General features: G+C 58.4%; 22 protein-coding genes. 12 read left to right on the top strand and 10 right to left on the bottom strand.

Annotation, left to right across the window (positions count from 1 at the left end; all coding sequences use genetic code 11):
- Positions 1-113: 113 nt before the first annotated feature.
- Both QWJ34_RS10625 and QWJ34_RS10630 read right to left on the bottom strand, forming a co-directional pair.
- A complete protein-coding gene (locus QWJ34_RS10625) occupies positions 114-1,004 on the bottom strand; it encodes a carbohydrate ABC transporter permease (RefSeq protein ID WP_302727580.1) in 891 nt (296 codons plus the stop codon).
- 22 nt (positions 1,005-1,026) lie between these two features.
- On the bottom strand, positions 1,027-1,992 hold the full coding sequence (locus QWJ34_RS10630) for an ABC transporter permease (RefSeq protein WP_302727581.1): 966 nt from the start codon (positions 1,990-1,992) through the stop codon (positions 1,027-1,029).
- A 638-nt stretch (positions 1,993-2,630) separates the two neighbouring features.
- On the opposite strand from QWJ34_RS10630, the gene QWJ34_RS10635 reads away from it, so the two are divergent.
- Entirely contained in the window at positions 2,631-3,641 is a 1,011-nt protein-coding gene (locus QWJ34_RS10635; protein ID WP_302727582.1) for a bifunctional helix-turn-helix transcriptional regulator/GNAT family N-acetyltransferase, read from the top strand.
- Between the two features lie 148 nt (positions 3,642-3,789).
- On the opposite strand, the gene QWJ34_RS10640 is transcribed toward QWJ34_RS10635, so the two are convergent.
- Positions 3,790-5,310, bottom strand: coding sequence for a DHA2 family efflux MFS transporter permease subunit (locus tag QWJ34_RS10640; protein ID WP_302727583.1), 1,521 nt, complete (start codon positions 5,308-5,310; stop codon positions 3,790-3,792).
- A gap of 262 nt (positions 5,311-5,572) precedes the next feature.
- Here QWJ34_RS10640 and QWJ34_RS10645 point away from each other — a divergent pair, with 262 nt between their 5' ends.
- Both QWJ34_RS10645 and QWJ34_RS10650 read left to right on the top strand, forming a co-directional pair.
- Positions 5,573-6,196: a TetR/AcrR family transcriptional regulator gene (locus QWJ34_RS10645; RefSeq protein WP_302727584.1), complete on the top strand. Its 624-nt coding sequence runs from the start codon at positions 5,573-5,575 to the stop codon at positions 6,194-6,196.
- A 285-nt stretch (positions 6,197-6,481) separates the two neighbouring features.
- Positions 6,482-7,675, top strand: coding sequence for an asparaginase (locus tag QWJ34_RS10650; protein WP_302727585.1), 1,194 nt, complete (start codon positions 6,482-6,484; stop codon positions 7,673-7,675).
- 207 nt (positions 7,676-7,882) lie between these two features.
- Here QWJ34_RS10650 and QWJ34_RS10655 read toward each other — a convergent pair whose 3' ends face one another.
- Positions 7,883-8,146 carry a hypothetical protein gene (locus tag QWJ34_RS10655; protein WP_302727587.1) on the bottom strand — a complete coding sequence of 88 codons (264 nt, stop codon included), beginning with the start codon at positions 8,144-8,146 and terminating at the stop codon, positions 7,883-7,885.
- Positions 8,143-8,409, bottom strand: a complete 267-nt coding sequence (locus QWJ34_RS10660; protein ID WP_302727588.1) for a hypothetical protein — start codon at positions 8,407-8,409, stop codon at positions 8,143-8,145. Before QWJ34_RS10660 ends, QWJ34_RS10655 begins: the two co-directional genes overlap by 4 nt.
- Positions 8,410-8,645: 236 nt before the next feature.
- Here QWJ34_RS10660 and QWJ34_RS10665 point away from each other — a divergent pair, with 236 nt between their 5' ends.
- From QWJ34_RS10665 to mnhG, 7 genes are read left to right on the top strand one after another with little or no spacing between them, the layout of a single operon-like run.
- The gene (locus QWJ34_RS10665) at positions 8,646-11,198 is read left to right on the top strand and encodes a Na+/H+ antiporter subunit A (RefSeq protein ID WP_368046484.1); all 2,553 of its coding nucleotides are present in this window, start codon (positions 8,646-8,648) and stop codon (positions 11,196-11,198) included.
- Positions 11,185-11,610 (top strand): Na(+)/H(+) antiporter subunit B, encoded by a 426-nt coding sequence (locus QWJ34_RS27105; RefSeq protein WP_368046486.1) that lies wholly within the window; start codon positions 11,185-11,187, stop codon positions 11,608-11,610. Before QWJ34_RS10665 ends, QWJ34_RS27105 begins: the two co-directional genes overlap by 14 nt.
- Complete coding sequence (locus tag QWJ34_RS10670; protein WP_302727590.1) at positions 11,610-11,966, top strand: Na(+)/H(+) antiporter subunit C; 357 nt, start codon at positions 11,610-11,612, stop codon at positions 11,964-11,966. Before QWJ34_RS27105 ends, QWJ34_RS10670 begins: the two co-directional genes overlap by 1 nt.
- Positions 11,963-13,441 carry a Na+/H+ antiporter subunit D gene (locus QWJ34_RS10675; protein WP_302727592.1) on the top strand — a complete coding sequence of 493 codons (1,479 nt, stop codon included), beginning with the start codon at positions 11,963-11,965 and terminating at the stop codon, positions 13,439-13,441. The genes QWJ34_RS10670 and QWJ34_RS10675 overlap by 4 nt, the downstream gene beginning before the upstream one ends.
- A 5-nt stretch (positions 13,442-13,446) precedes the next feature.
- Positions 13,447-13,926 carry a Na+/H+ antiporter subunit E gene (locus QWJ34_RS10680; protein ID WP_302727593.1) on the top strand — a complete coding sequence of 160 codons (480 nt, stop codon included), beginning with the start codon at positions 13,447-13,449 and terminating at the stop codon, positions 13,924-13,926.
- Complete coding sequence (locus QWJ34_RS10685) at positions 13,926-14,216, top strand: Na(+)/H(+) antiporter subunit F1 (RefSeq protein WP_483314260.1); 291 nt, start codon at positions 13,926-13,928, stop codon at positions 14,214-14,216. Before QWJ34_RS10680 ends, QWJ34_RS10685 begins: the two co-directional genes overlap by 1 nt.
- The gene (gene mnhG / locus QWJ34_RS10690; protein ID WP_302727594.1) at positions 14,188-14,631 is read left to right on the top strand and encodes a monovalent cation/H(+) antiporter subunit G; all 444 of its coding nucleotides are present in this window, start codon (positions 14,188-14,190) and stop codon (positions 14,629-14,631) included. Before QWJ34_RS10685 ends, mnhG begins: the two co-directional genes overlap by 29 nt.
- A 144-nt stretch (positions 14,632-14,775) precedes the next feature.
- On the opposite strand, the gene QWJ34_RS10695 is transcribed toward mnhG, so the two are convergent.
- The 3 genes from QWJ34_RS10695 to QWJ34_RS10705 form a co-directional block, all read right to left on the bottom strand.
- On the bottom strand, positions 14,776-15,495 hold the full coding sequence (locus QWJ34_RS10695) for a class I SAM-dependent methyltransferase (RefSeq protein WP_302727595.1): 720 nt from the start codon (positions 15,493-15,495) through the stop codon (positions 14,776-14,778).
- Between the two features lie 293 nt (positions 15,496-15,788).
- A complete protein-coding gene (locus QWJ34_RS10700) occupies positions 15,789-16,103 on the bottom strand; it encodes a ribosomal protein L7/L12 (protein ID WP_302727597.1) in 315 nt (104 codons plus the stop codon).
- Positions 16,104-16,155: 52 nt separating this feature from the next.
- Positions 16,156-16,311: a hypothetical protein gene (locus QWJ34_RS10705; protein ID WP_302727598.1), complete on the bottom strand. Its 156-nt coding sequence runs from the start codon at positions 16,309-16,311 to the stop codon at positions 16,156-16,158.
- A 388-nt stretch (positions 16,312-16,699) separates the two neighbouring features.
- Between QWJ34_RS10705 and QWJ34_RS10710 the strand changes: the two genes are divergently transcribed.
- Both QWJ34_RS10710 and QWJ34_RS10715 read left to right on the top strand, forming a co-directional pair.
- The gene (locus QWJ34_RS10710; protein ID WP_302727599.1) at positions 16,700-17,941 is read left to right on the top strand and encodes an outer membrane protein assembly factor BamB family protein; all 1,242 of its coding nucleotides are present in this window, start codon (positions 16,700-16,702) and stop codon (positions 17,939-17,941) included.
- Positions 17,942-18,375: 434 nt separating this feature from the next.
- Positions 18,376-18,636, top strand: a complete 261-nt coding sequence (locus QWJ34_RS10715; RefSeq protein ID WP_302727601.1) for a GlsB/YeaQ/YmgE family stress response membrane protein — start codon at positions 18,376-18,378, stop codon at positions 18,634-18,636.
- 188 nt (positions 18,637-18,824) lie between these two features.
- Here QWJ34_RS10715 and QWJ34_RS10720 read toward each other — a convergent pair whose 3' ends face one another.
- Positions 18,825-20,060 (bottom strand): methyl-accepting chemotaxis protein, encoded by a 1,236-nt coding sequence (locus QWJ34_RS10720; protein WP_302727603.1) that lies wholly within the window; start codon positions 20,058-20,060, stop codon positions 18,825-18,827.
- Between the two features lie 143 nt (positions 20,061-20,203).
- Positions 20,204-20,548, bottom strand: a complete 345-nt coding sequence (locus QWJ34_RS10725) for a hypothetical protein (RefSeq protein ID WP_302727604.1) — start codon at positions 20,546-20,548, stop codon at positions 20,204-20,206.
- Positions 20,549-20,613 lie beyond the last annotated feature (65 nt).

Consider the following 20,613-nt stretch of genomic DNA (forward strand, 5'->3'; position numbering starts at 1 on the left):
CTTTTCTGTGTTCTGTCGATTGTAACGCAAATGCCAAAGCTGTATTTAAACGTGAAGCGTGAAACCGAAAGGTCGGAAAAAGCGATAGGCGATTCGACGCGAAACTTGGAAACTCAGCCCTTGATCGAACCGATCATCATGCCTTTGACGAAATACTTTTGCAGGAACGGATAAGCGAACACGATCGGCGCGGTCGTCACGACCATCGTTGCCAGCTTGATCGACTGCGAAGTTACGGAGCGGGTCGTAATGCCGCCCGGCACCGCCGACATCATCTGGTTGGAGCTGGATTCCGCCACAACCCGGTACAGGTACGTCTGGATCGGCTGCAAGTCCGGATTGTTGATGTAGATCATGCCGGTAAAATAATCGTTCCATTGATATACGCCGTGGAACAGCGCGATCGTGGCGAGCACGGGCATCGATACCGGAAGCACCACGCGCAGGAAGATGGACCAGTCGTTCGCTCCGTCGATTCTCGCCGCTTCTTCCAGTCCGTCCGGGATATCCCGGAAGAACGTCATGAAGATGATGAGATCGAAGAAGCTGAACAGGACCGGAATGATGTAGACCAGGAAATTGTCCAGCATGTGCAGATCGCGGATCAGCAGGTAGGTCGGAATCAGTCCGCCGCCGAAGAACAGCGTTACGGTTCCGATCAGGATGTAGACCTTGCCTCCGATCAATCCTCTGCGGGAGAAGGCATAAGCGACCATCGCGGTAAAAAAGACGTGGGCCGCGACGCCGAGCAGCGTCTTGGCGACCGTAATGCCCATTGCCATCATGATCCCCGGGCTGCGGAAAACGGTGGTGAAGTTCTCTACCGTGAACTGCCGCGGCCACCAGTAAATGCCTCCGCGCATCGCGTCGGTCCCGTCGTTGAACGAGTTGACCAGCACGTACCAGATCGGATAAATGGTCACGAAGCAGATCAGCGCCATGCCGACCACGTTCAGAAAATCGAAGATGGCTTCGCCTCTCGTTTTACGTTTTAAACTCAACATATTCAAGCTCCCCCTCTCCCGCCTAAAACAGCGATGTGTTATTCAATTTTTTGGTGACGCCGTTGGCGATAAGCAGCAGAATCAGCGCGATAACCGATTTAAGCAGGCCGACCGCGGTCGAGTACGAGAAGCGTCCCTGCTGGATACCCGTCTGGTACACGTAAATGTCGATAACATTGCTCGCGCTTTCGTTAAGCGAGTTGCGCAGCACGAGAATCTGGTCGAAGTTCGAATTCAGCACGCCGCTGACCGCCAGAATAAACAGGATTGCGATCGTCGGGCGGATATTCGGCAGCGTGACGTAGAACATTTTCTGGAATCTTCCGGCTCCGTCCATCGTCGCCGCTTCGTACTGCTCCGGCGATACGCCGGCCATGGCCGCCAGATAAATGATCGCCGACCAGCCGAGTTCTTTCCAGATATCCGAGCTGATGACGATGCCCCAGAAATACCGCGGCTCCGCCAGATACGAGATCGGTTCGCTGATCAATCCGAGCGCCATCAGGATGCTGTTGATGATGCCCACGTCGGCGAGCCAGGTCGCCAGAATGCCGCCCAGGATAACCCAGGACAGAAAGTGCGGCAGATACGAGATCGTTTGTACGATCTTCTTGAATCTGATCGAACGCAGTTCGTTCAGGAACAGGGCGAAGACAATCGGCAGCGGAAAACCGATCGCCAGCTTGATCAAGCTGATGCCGAGCGTATTTCGAATAACGCTTCTCAGTTCGTCGTCCTGCAAAAACTCGCGAAAGTGCTCCAACCCTACCCAGGGCGAATTGGCGATGCTGTCTACAATGTTGTATTCCTTGAATGCGATGATGATTCCGTACATGGGAATATAGTTGAAAATAATCATCCAGGCGACGCCGAGCAAAGCCATGGTCTGCAGATGCCGCTGCTGCAGCAGTCTTCTCCACCATTTCCTTGCTTTTCCGTCCTCCCTGGATGGAACCTCCGAAGTCCCCGCCGCGATTTTTCTCTCCATTTTCTCTCTGGCCCCCTCAACCTGTGCGGTCGGCGTATTTGTAAGCACTTACATCTTATAAATTTATTGTAGCCTGCCTTCTCGCGTTGGGTAAGGCTTCATATTTCATATTTGGGTAACGAAATTTCGGGCCCGGTCGACAAACCCGAAATTCCGGGACGGCCCGAAACCCCCGCCGCGCGCGCTCCGGTCTCCCTTCGGCCCTCCGAAACCGATAAGCATTGTGCGCCGTATAAAGACGCATGCAAGCGAGCCGCGCTTCATTCCGGCTATCTTTTCTTGTTATAATCGTAACGAGCCGCTGGGGCGTATGTTCAAACCTCGAAGGAAGCAGATTTGGCTGAATTTTCGTTCGATGCAAGGAACTTTTCCGAAGGCGTGCCGGGGCACGTCAAGGGAACGTGACGCGGCCGTTGAATGAAGCGTACACGCTTTAGGTACGGTTCATTAGCGGGCGAAAAGGCAGCTAAAGATGCACTTCAGTAGGTTTGAACACACGCCCTAGGGCGTGTGTTCAATTCTGCCAATGCGCACCTTTTGCCGCCTTCGGAATTGGAAGACACGTCCTGAAGCGTATCCGCACTCTATCCCCAATACCCGGCGCGAGGCTCGCCATTGCCGGAGAAGGAAGTGAACTTATGCACGATCCCCTGGTATGGAAGCAAAGAATCCGCACAATCCGCGCTTTCAATTACAGCGCAATCATGCAGGCCGGCGTCCTGCGCGAGCGCCTGCTGCACAGCTCATACTCACTGACCGAATCCCGGATCATTTTCGAAATTTCCCAGCATGCCGGTTGTACCGCGACCGACCTGAGCCGCAATCTCGGCCTCGATCCCGGTTATCTCAGCCGGCTGCTCGGCCGGCTCGAACAGTCCGGCGTCATCGAGCGGCCGCGCAGCGAAAGCGACGGCAGACGCCGGGTGCTCCGGCTGACGGCGCAGGGACACAAAGTCGCCGAACTGCTGAACCGCCGGGTCGACGACGATGTGGCGGAATATCTGGCCGGCATCTCCGAGGAGGATCAGCTCCAACTTATGGAAGCGATCGAAACGATCGGCCGTATCGACAAATCGCGCGAGTCTCGCGCCGCGCAGCTGCGTTATTTCCTGCGCGATATGGAAGGCGCCGACGTTCCGCTGCTGCTGCGAGCTTACGAGACGGTGTTCGAACAAACTTTCGGCGGCGTCAGCGGGTTCGGGGAAGTGCTGGCCGAAACGGTCGGCCGCCTGTTCGAAACCGGCCCTTCTCCCGCCGCCCGCTGCTGGATTGCCGAAATGAACGGGGAAGCGGTCGGTTCACTCGTGCTCGAAGCGCTTGAGCGCGACGAAAAATCGGTCCATATCAAGCTGTTTATGGTGGAACCGCGCTCGCGCGGTCTGGGAATCGGCGGCAGTCTGCTGGACGAAGGCATTCGCTGGGCCCTCGGACAGGGCTACGATAAGCTGCTGCTGTGGATGGTTCCCGACCAGGCCCGGATTCATCGGCTGTTCGGCAAAAAAGGCTTTGCGCTGACCGAACGGCCGACGATTCCGTACATGGGCACGAGCTTCGATCTGGAATGCTGGGAGTTAAATCTTCGAGGCGATGCGTCTACCGAAGAGCTGGCGCAAAGCGAACGAACGAGCAAATCAACAAGCGAAAAGTAAACAAACGAAAAGCAAACAAACGAAAAGCAAACAAACGAAAAAGCCGAACCCCCGCCTGCGCAGGCGGAGGTTCGGCTTTGTGCGGCCCGAAGCCGCAAAGGACGCAAAAATGAATATCGGAGCGCCGGACAGTGCTCGGCGCAGCGGCTTACCGGTTCGCCGACTTGCGGCCGGGCTCTACACCGGGCCCGTCGGGCCCGGCTTTGCGGCCTCGGCGCAGCACCAGGCCTAGCACCGCGCCGCCGAGCGCGACGAACGCCATGATATGGAACGTATCCGTAAAGCCGCCCGCGACCGCGGCGTGCATCGCCTGTTCGGCGGAAGCCGGCGAAGCGGAAGCCGCGTTCGCTCCCTGCTGCGCGGCCGCCGCGCGCAGTTCGTCGGCGCGTACGGTCGTTTTGGCCGTAAGTATCGTAACCAGCGTCGAGATCGCCAGCGAATTCACGACCTGCTGCATGGAGTTGGTCAGCGAAGTCACGCGGCTCACCAGATTCTGCGGCGCTTTGTTGATCAGGTGCGTGTTCATCGGCATGGTCATCATGCCCATGCCGAGCCCACACATCACCAGCGGCAGAATAATATCCCGGCTCTGCGTATTCAGGTCGAGAAACGAATACTGGTAAAGGGCTCCGGACACCAGGCTCAATCCGGCGACGACCAGCCACCTCACGCCGATCCGGTCGAACAGGAAGCCGGCGATCGGCATCATCAGTCCCGAAGCGATCGCCTGCGGCAGCAGCGTCAGTCCGGTATCGAACGCGCCGAATCCGCGCGCCTGCTGAAGGAACTGCGGCAGCAGGAACAAAGCGCCGTACAGCCCGAACTGGCCGACCCATTGTACGATAATGCCCGCGCTGAAGTCGACGGAACGGAAGATCCGGAGTTCCAGCAGCGGCGTTTCCACCCGCAGCTCGTTGATTACGAAAGCAACCAGCGCCAGGATGCCGACGCCCAGACCGATCAGCGTCTTATCCGACGTCCAGCTTTCGGAGCCCTGGCTGACGCCGTACGACAGCGCCGCGAACGCCAGCGGTCCCAGCAGAATGCCGAATTTATCGAATCCGGCCGCTTTGCCCGGCTCTACGCGCGGCAGCTTGAACCAGCCGATCAGCACGCAGATGATTCCTACGGGGATATTGATCAGGAAGATCCAGCGCCAGGAATGATATTCCACCAGCCAGCCGGACAGCACCGGACCGATCGCCGGCGCGAACAAGACCGGCACGCCCATGATGCCCATCACGACGCCGACTTTGTTCATCGGGCTGAGGCGGTAGACGTACGCCATCGAGACCGGCAGTACGCAGCCTCCTCCGAGACCCTGAATCACGCGGAATACGATCAGCCATTCCGCGCTGCTCGGAGTCGCGCACAGGATCGAACCGATCGTAAACAGCACGATCGCGGTCAGAAACACCTTTTTGGCGCCGAAACGGTCGGACAGCCATCCGGACAGCGGAATCACCGACGCCTGCGCCAGCATATAGCCCGTCACGACCCACTGCAGGGTCGTCAGCGATGTGGAGAAGTCTTTGACCAGCGTCGGCAGCGCGACATTCATCGCCGTGCTGTCCAGCACGACCATGAATACCCCGGCGATAATCGCCAGCAGCGGCACCAGTATGCTTCTCAATTTGAAGTCCGCGTCCCGCGGAGCGGCAGTTTCCATTCTTTTCTCCTTCCGGATATACGGGCGCGGCTGACGAGCCGCGCATCCCGCTCTTTCCTTTTCCTTCAATCTACGGATTCCGCTGTCTTTCCGAAGCGTGTATTTGTATAATTCAGATAGACGGCAGTTTCATCGGACAGTTGTCCTTAATGAACGAATTTCAGTTTAAGGACAACTGTCCTTAATGTCAAGATATTTAATCGTGCGCAGCGCCGCAGTTTGCGCCTGATGGACATCCGCGCTTATAAGGAGCGATTTTTCAATGAATAAAAACACACCCTCAGGAAATTCGCCGGGCAAAAGACGCAGCGGCGAAGCTTACCGCGAATTGATCCTCGAAGCGGCCCGGTCGCTGATGCGCGAGCACGGCCCGGAGTCGGTCAGCATGCACCATATCGCGCGCAAAGCCGGGATCGGCCAGGCTTCGCTGTACCGCCGGTACGCCGACAAAGGCGAGATCTGCTCGGCCCTGCTCAGGGACAGCTCGGAGCGTTTTCTGCTGCGGCTCGAAACGGGTTTGTCCGAAAACGAAAACGGCACGCAGCTTCCGCCCGGACGACGCCTGGAGCAAACGATCGGGCTTATCCTCGATTTTATCGACGAGCACGCCGATTTGTTGAACCTGATCAAAGCCGAATTTACCGGCAAGCATCAATTGACCCAATTCGAACATCCTTTTTTTCTCCGGCTGGGCGCGATCGGCGAGCGGCTGTTCGAAAGTTTGATCGGCCAAGAATCTTCTTCGCCCGAAGTCCGCTTTGCCGCCAGCGCTTTCGTTTCCCAGCTCAGTCCCGATCTGTATCTGTACCGCCGCAAAACGGGACTGTCCAAAGAAGACATTCGTTCGGGCACGATCCGTTTATTTTCGTCAAACCTATCTTCGTAAGAACTCCCTGTCAGTTTACCTCCCGCAAAAGCGGACTACATGCCAACTTTGTACGCTCCTCTGTTTTTCTTCTGTCCTTAATCCGCCTTTCCCTAAAAGTTAGACAGCTGCGAAAAAGCGAGCATTCTTTCAAATTTCAACGAAATCAATTCGGTTAAACGCTTTATCGCTTTAAATCGGAACTTGTTAATTATCCTTACGCATTATTATAGTTGAAGCAAATCGGGAAGCAAAATGTCAGATAACCTTCCTTTCCGAATATTATCGCATCCGAGGAGGAATATTATGTCCCAACTGTCCACGAAGGTCCTGAAAGCAGCCCTCGCGCTGAGCGTAACCGCGGCTGTCGCCGCTCCGGTCGTCCGTCTGCCTTCCGCTTCCGCCGCTTCCGTGACAGGAACGGTCGTTGCCAGCACTCCGGCCCAAGCGGGCACCGCTTCGACCGGAGTCAAGGCGCTGCCCAAAGTCGAGGTCATCGCCACGGGAGGCACGATCGCCGGGCAGTCCGTCGACGCGACCAGCTTCGCCAACTACCGCGCCGGCACGCTGCTGATCGCCGATATGGTCGCTGCGCTTCCGGACAAAGACAAGATCGCTCAGGTCAGTACATACCAGTTCGGCAATTCCGGCTCCAGCGCTTATACGATCGCGGACCTGTACGATCTCTCGCTGCGCGTCGATCAGGCCCTCCAAACGCAGGACGCCGTCGTCGTGACCAGCGGGACGGACACAATGGAGGAAATCGCCTACTTCCTCGACCTGACGGTGCGCAGCAGCAAACCCGTCGTCGTCACCGGTTCGATGCGTCCGTGGACGGTTATCGGCAGCGACGCGCAGGCCAACCTGTACAATGCGATCAAGCTGGCGGCCAGCGGCAAAACCAAAAAATTCGGCGCGGTTCTGATGCTGAACGACGAATTCCATGCGGCGCGGGAAGTCACCAAAACCAACTCCTACCGGACCGATACGTTCTCGACGCCGGAGCTCGGCGCGCTCGGCTATATCGATGAAAGCGGCGTACGCGTGTACCGCGCGCCTTACCGCGCTCTGCTCAAAGCCGACAGCTGGAACACGCCGTTCGACCTGAGCAAGATCGGCAAAGACCAGCTCGCCAAAGTTGAAATCGCGTATTCCTACCAGGATGCCGGAGCGGGCGCCATTGCCGGATTTGCGGCCAACGGCGCGGACGGGATCGTGACGGCCGGTACGGGCGCCGGGGGCATCTCCAAAGCGATGAGCGCCGAGCGGACCGCCGCGGTCAAAGAACACGGCACGATCTTCGTGGCCACAACGCGGACGGGATCGGGCAGCAATTATTCCGAAGGCGACCATATTATCGCGGGAGACAACTTGAACGCGGCTCACGCGCGCATCATGCTGCTGCTGTCGCTGTCGTTCTCCAAAGACTTCGATACCGTCAAAGGCTGGTTCGAAACTTACGGTTACGCGCAGATCGATGCGCCGGATGCCGAAGAATAAATCGCTTCGGGACGATAACCGGGCCGGCTGCCCAAAATAAAAAAAACGCCGGAAGTTCCGACTTCCGGCATGCGCAAAAAAAGCCTTTCCGCGAGCATCCGCCGCGGAAAGGCTTTTTCCTATATGAACCTCCTGAATCAAACGCCGTCCGGATCGCATGAATCGATCTTCGCGTGAAAGTCGCTGCCGTATTGTTCCAGTCCGAGCTTATCGGCCAAACGCATCGAAGCCGCATTGCCCCAGGATGTACTGTACAGCGGAACGAGACCTTCCTGCGCCGCAAGCCGCGCCCAGAGCCGGACGCAGCCGCAGCACGCTTCCTTCCGGCGTGTCGCCGAAGAAGAACGCCGGCGCTTCGCCGCCGCCGTATTCGTTGATTCGCACCAGGGACAGCGAATCGTCGTGCACGAACAGCGTTTCGGCCTGCAATTCCATGTGCTGCAAACGGGAAAGCTTCGGTCCGCCGCTCATAGACGCTCCGATCTTTGCCGTCCGGATTCCGCCGCCCCGATTCCCGGCGTTTCCGGCGCAGGCTCCCGCCCGTCTATTTTCATTCCCGGCGCAAAACGCTCGAAGCCCAGACTTCCGTAATACTCCAAATGTTCCTCGGAACAGAACAGCTGGATATGCAGCCCTTCTCGGCGCGCTTCCCGCAGCAGCGCCCCTGCATCGGGAATCCGGTTCGTATAGCGAAGCGTCCCGCCGCTTACGGTCTCCTGTGTAAATTCGTTCAAAATCGCCACCCTCTTTCCGTCTATTTCTTGTATGGTCTACCACGATACGAATTTGCCGCGCGCCGGGCAAGCCGGGGCTTTTTTTGTCCACAAACCACATTCGGAAGCTTGGACTTACCTAAAGTCGGGTAATAAAGAAAGCAAAGCCGGCTTGGTTGAAACCGGCCGGGTCGGAACGCGGTCCGTTCCGATCGAAACCCTACCGAATAAACTACGCTGCGGAAAGGAGAAGCCGTTTGTCCCTACTCCATCTCTTGACGCTGTCGCCGTTTCTGATTGCCGCTTTGATTCCCTTACTCGGAAAAGCGGTTCCCCGATTGCATAAAGGCTGGTTCGTCGCGGCGCTGTCCGCCGCCTTGTTTACGATCCTGCTCGGTTATTCCGCCGATATTCGCGGCGGTTCCCCGGTTATCGAATCGTTCGATTGGATTCCGACGCTCGGCATTTCGTTCACCGTCTATCTCGACGGGCTGTCCCTGCTGTTCGCCCTGCTGATTACCGGCATGGGAGCCTTGGTCGCCGTTTATTCCGTTGCTTATATGAACCCGGAAGAAGAAGATCTGACGCGCTTTTATATCCTGCTGCTGATCTTTATGGGCGCCATGCTGGGACTCGTCCTGTCGGACAATCTGCTGACGCTGTACGGCTTCTGGGAGCTGACCAGCGTATCGTCGTTCCTGCTGATCGGATACAACCACGCCAAGCATCGTTCTCGCTACGGCGCGCTCAAGTCTCTGCTGATTACGATGACGGGCGGGGTCGGCCTGCTGAGCGGTTTTATCCTGCTGTATGTGATGAGCGGCACATACCGGATTCGCGAATTGTTCGAAGCCGGCGCTCCGCTTGTATCGGAGCCGCTGTTCCTGCCCGCCATGCTGCTGATCCTGCTCGGGGCGTTCACCAAATCGGCGCAGTATCCGTTTCATATCTGGCTGCCCGACGCGATGGAAGCGCCGACTCCCGTCAGCGCGTATCTGCATTCGGCCACCATGGTCAAAGCCGGGTTGTATCTGGTCGCCCGGCTGAGCCCGATCTTCGCCGGCACGTCCGAATGGTTCTGGTTCGTCTCGCTGGGCGGACTGGTGACGCTGCTGTACGGCTCGGTGGGCGCGGTCAAGCAGACCGATCTCAAAGGCATCCTGGCCTACTCGACCATCAGCCAGCTCGGTCTGATCATGTGCCTGCTGGGCCTGTCCTCGCTCGCCGGAGTGTTCGACGGCGAGGAGCGGCTGCTGTACGCGGCGGCCGGCACCGCCGCCGTGTTCCATCTGCTCAATCACGCCGCGTTCAAAGGCGCGCTGTTTATGGTCGCCGGCATCGTCGACCACGAAGCCGGCACCCGGGACATCCGCAAACTGGGCGGCCTGGTCCAGGTCATGCCCGTTACGTTCACGATCTCCGCGTTCGGCGCGCTGTCGATGGCCGGACTTCCGCCGTTCGGCGGCTTCCTGAGCAAAGAAATGTTTCTGGAAGCGGTCATCGAACCGCTCCACGCCGGAATCTTCCGGCTGGAAACCTGGGCGCTGCTGTTTCCCGTCATCGCCTGGATCGCGAGCGTATTCACATTTATTTACTCGGCGCTGCTGGTCGTCCGCACCTTCCTGGGACGCCGACAAGAAGCGCTGAGCGAAGCCAAGATTCACGAAGCGCCGCCGCTGATGCTGATTCCTCCGGCGCTGCTGGCGGTTCTGGCGCTGGCGCTCGGCTTGTTTCCGGGGCTTGTCGCTTATTCGCTGATTCGTCCGGCGGCCGAAGCGATTCTGCCGATCGTCCAGGCTTCGGGCGAGCGCATGCCGTCGGATATCAAGCTTTGGCACGGATTTACGCCGGCGCTGTGGATGACGGTCGGCATCGTCGCCACCGGCACCGTGCTTGCCCTGACCGCCCGCCGCTGGATCGGACTTTACAGCCTTTTTCCTCCGCGGCTGTCGATCAACCGGCTGTACGACGCCAGTCTGCGTTTCTTCGAACGGATTACGGTGCGCGTCACTTCCCTGTACATGAACGGATCTTCGCGCAGCTACGTCAAGTATATTCTGGGCTTTATGCTGCTGGTGCTCGGCTTTATCCTGTTCAATTCGACCGGAATTACGTTCCGCGTCGGCGCTTACGCCCAGATCGCGCCTTACGAATGGTTTATCCTGCTCGGGCTCACGGCTTCGGCGCTGTCCGTCCCGTTCGCCAAATCCCGGCCTGTCGCGATTATTCTGACGGGAGCGGCCGGCTATCTGATGACGCTGATGTTCGTCTTCCTGCGGGCGCCCGATCTTGCGCTGACCCAGATGGTCGTGGAATCGATCTCCGTCACGCTGTATCTGCTCTGTTTCTATCACCTCCCCAAGCTGCGGACGGAGCGGCAGGCCGCGAAATTCCGGCTGCCGAACTTCCTCGTCGCCGTCGCGGTAGGAGTGCTGGTGACGCTGATCTCGCTCGCGGTGCTCGGCACCAACCCGTTCGATCCGGTATCCGATTACTACGTCCGGGAAAGCTACGAATCGGCTGGCGGCAAAAATATCGTCAACGTCATTCTGGTCGATTTCCGCGGTTTCGATACGATGCTGGAGATCATGGTGCTCGGCGTCGCTTCGCTCGGAATCTATAACATGATCAAGCTGCGGCGCAAAGCCACCGACGTCGGCTCGCGCCACGTCACGCACGAAGGCGAGGAAGCCGACGACGAAGCGGCGCGTCTGCGCAAAGCGCAGTACGGCCACGACGGACCGGACGCGCAGCCGGAAGACATGCCGCAATCGCGCACCGAAGGAGGAGAACCGGATGCCGAAAGGTAACGATATTTTTTTGCAAAACGTCTCGAAAGTCGTGGTATTCATTATTCTGGCGTTCGCGCTGTATCTGTTCTTCACCGGCCACGGCAGTCCCGGCGGCGGCTTTATCGCCGGGCTGATGACGGCGGGCGCGCTGCTGCTGCTGGCGCTATCTTTCGATATCGAAACGGTGCGCAAAGTGGTGCCGGTCGATTACAAGCTGCTGACGGCCGCCGGGCTGCTGATCGCGCTGTGCACCGGAACCGGCGCCCTGTTCTTCGGAGAGCCGTTCCTGAAGCACGCATTCGGTTACTTCGATCTGCCGCTGCTCGGCAAGACCGAACTGCACACCGCCCTGATCTTCGATCTGGGCGTGTACCTGGCCGTTATCGGCGTAACGATGACGATCCTGCTGACGATTGGAGAGGATAACTGATGGAAGTCATTGCAGCCGTCGTCGTCGGCATCCTGTTCGCCGTCGGCATATACCTGATTCTGACCCAGGACCTGCTGCGCATCGTGCTCGGCACCTCGCTGATGACGCATGCCGTGCACCTGCTGCTCATGGCGATGGCCGGACTCAAAGGCGGCGCGGCTCCGCTGCTGGACCGGGGCAAAGAAGAATTCGCCGATCCGCTGCCGCAGGCGCTGATCCTGACTTCGATCGTGATCAACTTCGGGATCACCGCATTCTTCCTGGTGCTGTCTTACCGGGCGTACCAGAAGCTCGATACGACCGATATGGATCAGCTGCGCAGCGAATCTTCGCGGCATAGGGGGAGGAGCCGATGAACAACTGGGTAGCCGCTCCGCTGCTGATTCCGCTGTTCACGGCGGTCATCCTGATCTTTCTGCACAATAAACTCATGCTCCAGCGCTGGATCAGCCTGTTCAGCACGCTGCTGAACACCGCCGTCGCGATCGGACTGCTGCTCCGCGTGCACGAAGACGGCATCCAAACGCTGAACATGAGCGGCTGGAAACCGCCTTACGGCATCGTGCTTGTGGCGGACATGTTCGCCGTCCTGCTCGTTCTGACCGCTTCGGTCGTCAGCGCATGCTGCCTGGCGTATTCGTTCCGCGGTATCGACGAACAGCGCGAACGGCATTACTTTTATTCGCTCGTGCACTTTATGCTCGCCGGAGTCAACGGTTCGTTCCTGACGGGCGATTTGTTCAATCTGTTCGTCTGCTTCGAACTGATGCTGATGTCGTCTTACGCGCTGATCGTCCTCGGCGGCACCAAGCGGCAGTTTCGCGAAACGCTGCACTACATCCTGATCAACGTGCTGTCTTCGACCCTGTTCGTCGCGTCGATCGCTTACCTGTACGGAGCGACCGGCACGCTGAATATGGCGCATCTGTCGCTGCGGATCGCCGAACTCGGACAAAGCGGGCCGATTACCGCCGTGGCCGCGCTGCTGCTCGTCGTGTTCAGCGTCAAAGCCGGGCTGTTCCTGTTTTTCTGGCTGCCCGGCTCCTACGGCGCTCCTCCGGCGGCGGTCTCGGCCCTGTTCGGGGCCCTGCTTACCAAAGTGGGCATGTACGCGCTCATCCGGACTTTTACGCTGATCTTCTACCACGAGGCCGTCGTCACCCATACGCTGATCGGCATCATGGCCGTCGCCACGATCGTGCTGGGCGGATTCGGCGCCGTCTCGCAAACGAATGTCAACCGCATTCTCGGCTACAACGTCATCGCCAGTATCGGTTTGATCTCGCTCGCCCTGGCCGTTTCCAACGAACACGCCCTGACGGGCGCGGTGTTCTATCTGGTCCACGACATGATCGCCAAAGCGCTGCTGTTCCTGCTCGCCGGCGTCCTGGTCGCGGAGACCGGCACGGAGCGCATCAACCGCATGGGCGGCGTGCTGCTGCACTCGCCGCTGCTGGCCTGGATGTTCCTGATCGCTTCGCTGTCCGTGGTCGGCCTGCCGCCGCTGAGCGGCTTCCCCGGCAAGCTGCTGATTATCCAGGGCAGCCTGGAAAGCGGAAGCTATATCATCGCCGCGGCGGGAGTCCTGCTGACGCTGCTGCTGCTGTACTCGCTGATCAAGATTTTTATTCTCGGCTTCTGGGGCGACGCGCGCAAAGAGCGGAATCCCGAATGGAAGCAGCCGCGCAAACTGCTGGCGAGTTCGGCTCCGCTTATGCTGATCATCGTCCTGCTCGGATTGTTCGCCGAACCGGTTCTGCCGTATATCCAGCAGGCCTCGGGAGCGCTGAGCGATCCTTCGGTGTATATCCAAGCCGTTTTTAAGGAGTAGATGCCATGGCTTTTCAACTGCTGCTCAATATCGTGATCGCTTTCGTATGGATGCTGCTGATGCGCGAAATGACGGTGTCGGGATTTATCGTGGGTTTCCTGATCGGCCTGCTGCTGATGAGCCTGATGCGCCGATTTTTCCCCAAGCCGTTCTATCCGCGCAAAGTCTGGTCCTGTCTCAAACTGCTGCTTCTGCTGCTGAAAGAACTGGTGGTCTCGTCGTCCGCGGTGATCCGCCAGATCCTCAAGCCGAAACTTGATATGACGCCCGGCATTTTCGCTTACGAAACGAAGCTGAACCCCGGCTGGGAGCTGACGCTGCTGTGCGGACTGGTCAACCTGACGCCCGGCACGCTGCTGCTGGAGGTCGATCCGGAAGAAAACATGCTTTATATCCATGCCATGCATATCGAAGAAGCGCACGGGGTGGAAAAACATATCCGCAGCACGTTCGAACGCGCAATTATGGAGGTGACCCGAAGCTGATGCAAACCGTTCTGCTGATCTCGATGATGCTGTTGGCGCTGGCGATTACCGGCTGTTTGTTCCGCGTGCTCAAAGGACCTTCGATCGCCGACCGGATCGCGGCGCTCGACACGATCGGCGTCAACGTCGCGGCCGAAGTCGCCGTAGCCGGCGCCTACATGCGATCCACCGCTTACTTCGAACTGGTGCTGCTGATCGGCATTCTCGCTTTTATCGGCACGGTCGCGCTGGCCCGGTATATGGAAAGGGGGCGGGTGCTCAATGCCCCAGACGATTCTGCTGGCGATTGAATGGCTGTCCGTTCTGCTGATCCTCGCCGGCGCGCTGCTCAGCGTACTCAGCGCTTTCGGACTGATCCGGCTGCCCGACGTTTATCTGCGCTCGCACGCCGCCACCAAAAGCTCCACGCTTGCCGTTATGTGCGTATTGAGCGGCGTGTTTTTGTACTTCGCTTCCGCCATGCAAACCGTCAGTATCAATATCCTGCTCGGCATCGTTTTTTTCTTTATCACCGCACCGGTGGCCGGTCACCTGAACGGCCGCGCGGCCCATCGCAGCGGAGTGCCGCTCTGGAACCGCAGCATCCGCGACGAGCTGGCCGAAGCCGGGCGGTCGGACAAGGCTCCCGACGCGAATACCGGCCAGCCCGCCGATGACGCGGAAACGGATGCGGATACCGGCAAATCGGACGCCAAAGATTCTTAGCCCTTTTGTCCGACTTTGCCGGCCGTCTTCTTTTCTTCACGCAAAAAAGCGCTTTTCGGGCCGTCCGGCGGCATTCCTGTGAATGTCCGGGCGATTCCGAAAAGCGCTTTTTCGATTGCGGTTGCAAGCCCGATTCGGCTCCGTTCACGGCTTGCGGAACGTCAGCCGGTACATCAGGCCTTTGCAGACTTCTTCGTAGCGGACGTCCAGCATATCGCCCGGCAGGATGCGGAGGATGTCCGGACGGAGAGGATCTGTTTTCTTGGCCAGCGAGATGCGGTTGTGACGCCGCCGCGTCCGCCGGTCGACCTCGTCCGCGATCAGCAGCGTGGTGCCGCTTTTGGCGACCCGGACCATCTCGCGCACCGCGCGCGCCGGATCGTCGAAATCGCTCAGCCCGCCGATATGATACACGCAGTCGAACGAAGAAGAACGAAAAGGCAGATACTCCGCTTCGCTTTGAAACAGCTGCGCGTTTACGCCCCACTCTTTCAAATGGCGGGAAGCCGCGCGCAGCATGGCCGGCGAAGCGTCCACGCCGTAAAGTCTGGCTCCGGCCGGAAGAATATGAAGATTGCCTCCCGCGCCCGTCGATACTTCCAGCACGCGATCGCCGCGGCCGATATCCAGCCGGGACAAAAACGTCCAGCGATAATGAATTTCCCCGCCGAATCTCAGCTTGAAGTAAATCCGGCTCGACAGCGTATAACAGCGGACAAACCCGTCATACAGCCGCTGACGCCCGAGATTCGCCAGTCCCGTTCCCCGCGGACGGACGACATGCGCGAATCCGTCTCCGCTATGTATGGGCGCGTAGGGCTCCGGCTGCTGAATCTCTTCCGAAGTCCCTGTCGAATGCAGCATAACCATCCCTCCCCGAGTTCAGTCACGCAGACTTTCCGTCTTGGTTTCAGTGTACTGCGCCGGAAAAGAATACGCCTCTGGCCCGGGAACGAAACCGGACTCGGTCCCGGGAACGACGCCGCTGTTTGGCTCTAGGGCGTGTCTCCAAACCTCGAAGGAAGCAGATTTGGCTGAATTTCCGTTCGATGCAAGGAACTTTTCCGAAGGCGTGCCGGGGCACGTCAAGGGAACGTGACGACGCAGCGGGCGAAAAGGCAGCTAAAGATGCACTTCAGTAGGTTTGAAGACACGGCCTAAAGAGAATCCACATAATCTTTGGCGTCTTTGAGCGATAAATTGTACAGTTCCCTGGCTTCTTTGATCGCTTCGATCTTGCGTCCGCGCGCCACCAGATTGCGAAGATGCTCCTCGCCGTTTGCGTCCGCGCGCGAAGAAGCGCCGGCCGGGCCGGAAGCCGCTTCGCCGGAACGCATATGAATGCGCGGCGAAGCGGCGATCCGGTCGAGTTCCTCGCGCATGCTGCGCACCTCGAAGCGAAGCCGGATCACCATCAGCATCAACGAAAATACGATAATCGCCAAAACGACGGATATGTATGTATCGGTCATACGCTCCGCCTCCCTTTTTGGTTCATTATACACGATACCCGTCCGGGATGTCTCAACGAATCGCCGCCGAAGCTTCCATTTTCTCGTTCAGGATTTCGCGAAAGCTTTTGCTTTTCTCTCCGTCCGCGTTCTTCTCCGGCGATACGGCCGGCTGCGCTCTGAAGTGATGGGGATTGAACGCCATCAGGTTATGTATGCTCATATTCATCCTGCTTCTCTCCTCCCGGTTATGTGCTCGGTCGCTCTCTTGCAGCTGTTACGAATATATAACCGAGGCGGCATGCAAATAAACCGTTTTTGAGACTTTCAGGAATAAAGTTCCACCGTTTTGGCAGCAAACCCGACCGAAGCCGCAGCATATGCGACCGAGCGAATATTTGCGATTTTAAGTAATTTTTCAGAAAAAACGCCGCTCGCCGCCTAACTTCAAGCCGTTTGCCCTGCCGGTTTGAAGAAAAGCCAGGCCTTACGTCTCGAAACACGCATAAAATGAAAAGCTGGGGAAGGCTGGAAAAGCTTATGCACAGCGTGTATAATCAGCGTAGCCCATTTTCTGCGGGCGCAAGGTTTACAGAAAGGAATTGACTTTATTCATTATGAAATCGACTGAAAAATGGGGAGCTCTCGTCCTCAGCGCAGCCGTGCTGCTCAGTACTCCTCCGGCTTACGGCCACGCCCAGGCCGCTCCGAGCGCGCTTCCGCAGCCTTCCTGGACCTCTTCGTCCCTGTACGACGCGAAATCGGCTTCCGTGCACGACGTGCATGCCGTTTCCGCCGCGGGACTGGTGTACGCCCATACCGTGCAAAGTATCAAGAAAACCTCCTCAAAGACGTCATACGACTGGTACCAAGAAACGATTACCGCTTTCGACGCAAACAGCGGCGCCCGGAAGTGGACGCATACTTTCCACGATAAAGCGGGACCTTACACCGTTTCAAGCTCCATCCTGTATACCGGCGAAGGATCGGTTTACTTCGTCGGAAGCTTCTCCGACAAAACGCAGAAAATATACGCGCTCGGCGCGGACGGCAAACTGAACTGGACCCGTCCGCTCTCGTTCGGCAGCGATGTGTATCTGCTCGGCGACGAAAGCCTGCTGATCGCTTCTCCTTCGGCGCCCGACAAACGCGGCGCCGTCAAAACGTCGATGGTCCGCTGCGACGCTTCCGGCAAAACGCTGGCCCAGAGGACCGTCCAGGGCAGCGTGCTGACGGCCGACGGCAGCCGCATCGTCGTCGATACCGGCGGCAAGGTCAAGATCGGCGGCGTATGGGATCGCTCCCCGAGTCCGTCCATCGCCGTCTGCGCGCCTGATCTCAACACGCTTTATACGTATCGTTTCCCCTCCAGCGTCAATCTGCTCGGCGACGGCGGCGGTTCGCCGATCCTGGTTCTGGGCGACGGCTCCGTGATTTTCCGCGGTTCGGTAGCCGGGACGGTGAACCGGCTGTTCGCGTTCGAACCGAAGGGCAGGCTGCTGTGGGCGCGCACGATTCCCGCCGATTCCGTGATCGCTTCTTTCGGCAGCGGCTACGTTACTTATTCCGGACGCCAACTTTCTTCGTTCAGTCTGGACCGCCAGCTGGCGCAGCGGACGCTGGACGATCAGCCCGGGCAGATCGTGCTGCTGGAACGCTCCGGCGACGGCCTGCTGCAGGTGGACATGAACGATACGCTTTACATCCTCGATCCCGATAACCTGAATGTGCGGCAGGCCGTTTCCAACCGTCCGCTCCGGTCCGAGTACGCTTTCGCCTACGACGGCGGGGTGCTGTACGCGGCGGACGCGGGGGCGCTCGTCAAATATACGCTTCAGGCGGATGCCCGGGACAATTGACCCGCCGCCCGCCTGATCTCCCCGGACCGTTTTTTGGAGCAGTCCGGCGATCGAACGGCCCCGCGCGCATCGCGCGGAGGCCGTTTATTTTTCGTTCCGACCTTTCTTCCTGTCTTACTTCTTACCCCGCACCTCCCCCTTCTGCAACAAAACCCCCGCTTTCCCGCCGATTCCTTTATTTTTTCGGGTTCCCCAAAAAAATTTCAAAATTTTTGTTTGCGCTTCGCAGGCTCCTTTTGCATTTTCCCGCCGAAAACGAGCAACCTATATATATGCCTTTGGGAAGCCCCGGCAAAGCCGCCCGGCCGCGCGGCGGAATGCTCGAATCGTCGGCGGATTTTTCAAATTAAATATTTTCTGCCGTATTCAAATGCTTGCTTCGCGGTTAAGTTGTAGTAGAGCAAACAAAACACATCACAGTGGAGGCGATACTAATGGGTTGGTTATGGGCACTTATCGTAGGCGGCATCATCGGCTGGTTGGCCGGACTCATCGTAGGTAGAGATATCCCGGGCGGCATCATCGGAAATATCATCGCCGGTTTCATCGGAGGTTGGCTCGGCGGCGTACTGCTTCCGGAGTTCGGTCCGGAAACAGGCGGATTCTATCTCATCCCGGCATTGATCGGCGCTATCGTTCTGGTCGCGATCGTCAGCCTGATTATGCGTTCGATCGGCGGCAGAAACAGAGCCTAACCGCAGCGAACGACATTTTGCAAAACCGGCAGCACGCCGATTCCGCAAGGAACCCGCGTCTTGCCCCAATTAAAAAGAGCGCATCCCGCCATGCAGCGGAATGCGCTCTTTTTAATTGTTGGGAAATCATTACGGCTCGACGGTCCGTAAGAAATACCGAGCTTTGAAGCAGTCGTTTCAACGACCGGTCAGTTCGCCGCCTGCAGTTGGCGGAAGCGCTCGACCGCTTCCTTCACGCCTCCGGTACGCTGCGCCAGAACCGCCACCGTCTCGGTAAGCTGCTGCATGCTCGCCAGCTGCTCCTCCGCCGCCTGGCGAACCGTCGCCGACTCCGCCGAGTTGCCGGCGATCATTTCTTCGGTCCGGTCGATCGTATCGCCGACCTGCTCGGTATGCGCCGAAATCTGCTCCACCGCGGCGGAAACGTCCTGCATCTGCATGTTGACTTCGTCGACGGCCGCCTGGATAAACTGGAACGCGCGTCCCACGCCCTCCAGCGACTGGATGCCTTCTTTCATATCCTCCGCCACCTGCGAAGAAGTCGCGACCACCTCGCTCGTATCCTGCTGGATGCTCGCGTTAATCGTCGATACCCGCTTCGCCGATTCGGAAGACTGCTCGGCCAGTTTGCGCACTTCCGACGCGATGACCGAGAAGCCCTGGCCGGATTCCCCGGCCCGGGCCGCTTCGATCGCGGCGTTGAGCGCCAGCAGATGCGTCTGCGAAGAAATTTCCGTAATGATGCGGACGAAATATTCGATCTCGTCCGATTTCTCGTCGAGACGATTGACCTGTTCGAGCAGCGTCTGAATCGTGCCGTCCGTTTTGCGGACCTGCCCCATCGCTTCGGTCAGCAGTTTATACCCTTCTCCGGCCTGCTCCGACGTGACCAGGGTCGCGCTCGCCACTTCGTCGGCGCTGCTTGCAACCTGCTGCACCGCGGAAGACATTTCGCCCGCGGTCCGGGCGATTTCCTTCATCTTCTCGGACTGTTCGGCCGAGCCGTTCGCCGCGTTGCGCGCGGAGTCGGCGATCAGATCCGCGGTAAACATCCCCTGCTCCGCGCCCGATTTGACCTGCTCGACATGTCCGTCGATCTCCAGCATATGATCCTGCATACGCTCGATCACGTGCTGCATGGCGCGGCCCGGTTCTTCATGCTCGCCGTCCTTGCCGGTTTCCGCGGCGTCCGTTACGCCAAACCCTCTGCCCAGCTCCGCGGCCCGCCGATCCATCGCGCGCAGCACCATAACGATGCCTCCCCCGAACGCGGCCGCCGCCGCAAGCGCGGACAGCATCATTCCCGGCACGAAGCTTCCCCAGCCCCGGCCCGGCACCATAAACAGAAAAGCGATAAGAAGTTCGACCAGCGCGGCCGCCGCGGCTCCGATCAGAACCAGGCGTCCGTTTCCTTTTGTATGCATTGTTCCCCCACCAACTTATGTTATAGTCGGCCCGTAAGCCCGGGCGCCGGCGCTTCCGTCCCCTCCCCGGGAAGACGGAAGTGAAAAAAGCCCGGCTGGCCGGGCTTTCTTCCGATCGGTTCGCTGCCTGCGTCAAACGACGATCAGCTGTTCAGGTAAGCTTCGGCGTCTTCGAGCTTCTCGAACGATACGACGATATCGCCGAACATCCGCTTCATCTGCATCTTGGACACGGCGGAACCGGTGTAGTAAGCCCATTTCTTCAGGCCTTTTTGCACGGACAGCTCGCCCAGCGGAGCCAGCGCCACCGCGACTTCCTGCGTGAACAGTTTGCCTTTGCTAAGATCGGTCAGACCGGTGAAGTCCGGTTTTACTTTTGCAAGTTCGGCCTTGTAAGCGCGATTGTAAGCGTCGACTTCATCCATCGTGATGCTCTCCACCGTACAAACGATACGATTGATAGCCGGAAAATATTCAACTTTAAACATGTGCAGCTCCCCTTAAATCAAATTAAGTGCTCTCATCAACAGTGTACTAAAAAAATTGTCGAATT

This window comes from Saccharibacillus sp. CPCC 101409, from assembly GCF_030518235.1.
Classification (GTDB): domain Bacteria; phylum Bacillota; class Bacilli; order Paenibacillales; family Paenibacillaceae; genus Saccharibacillus.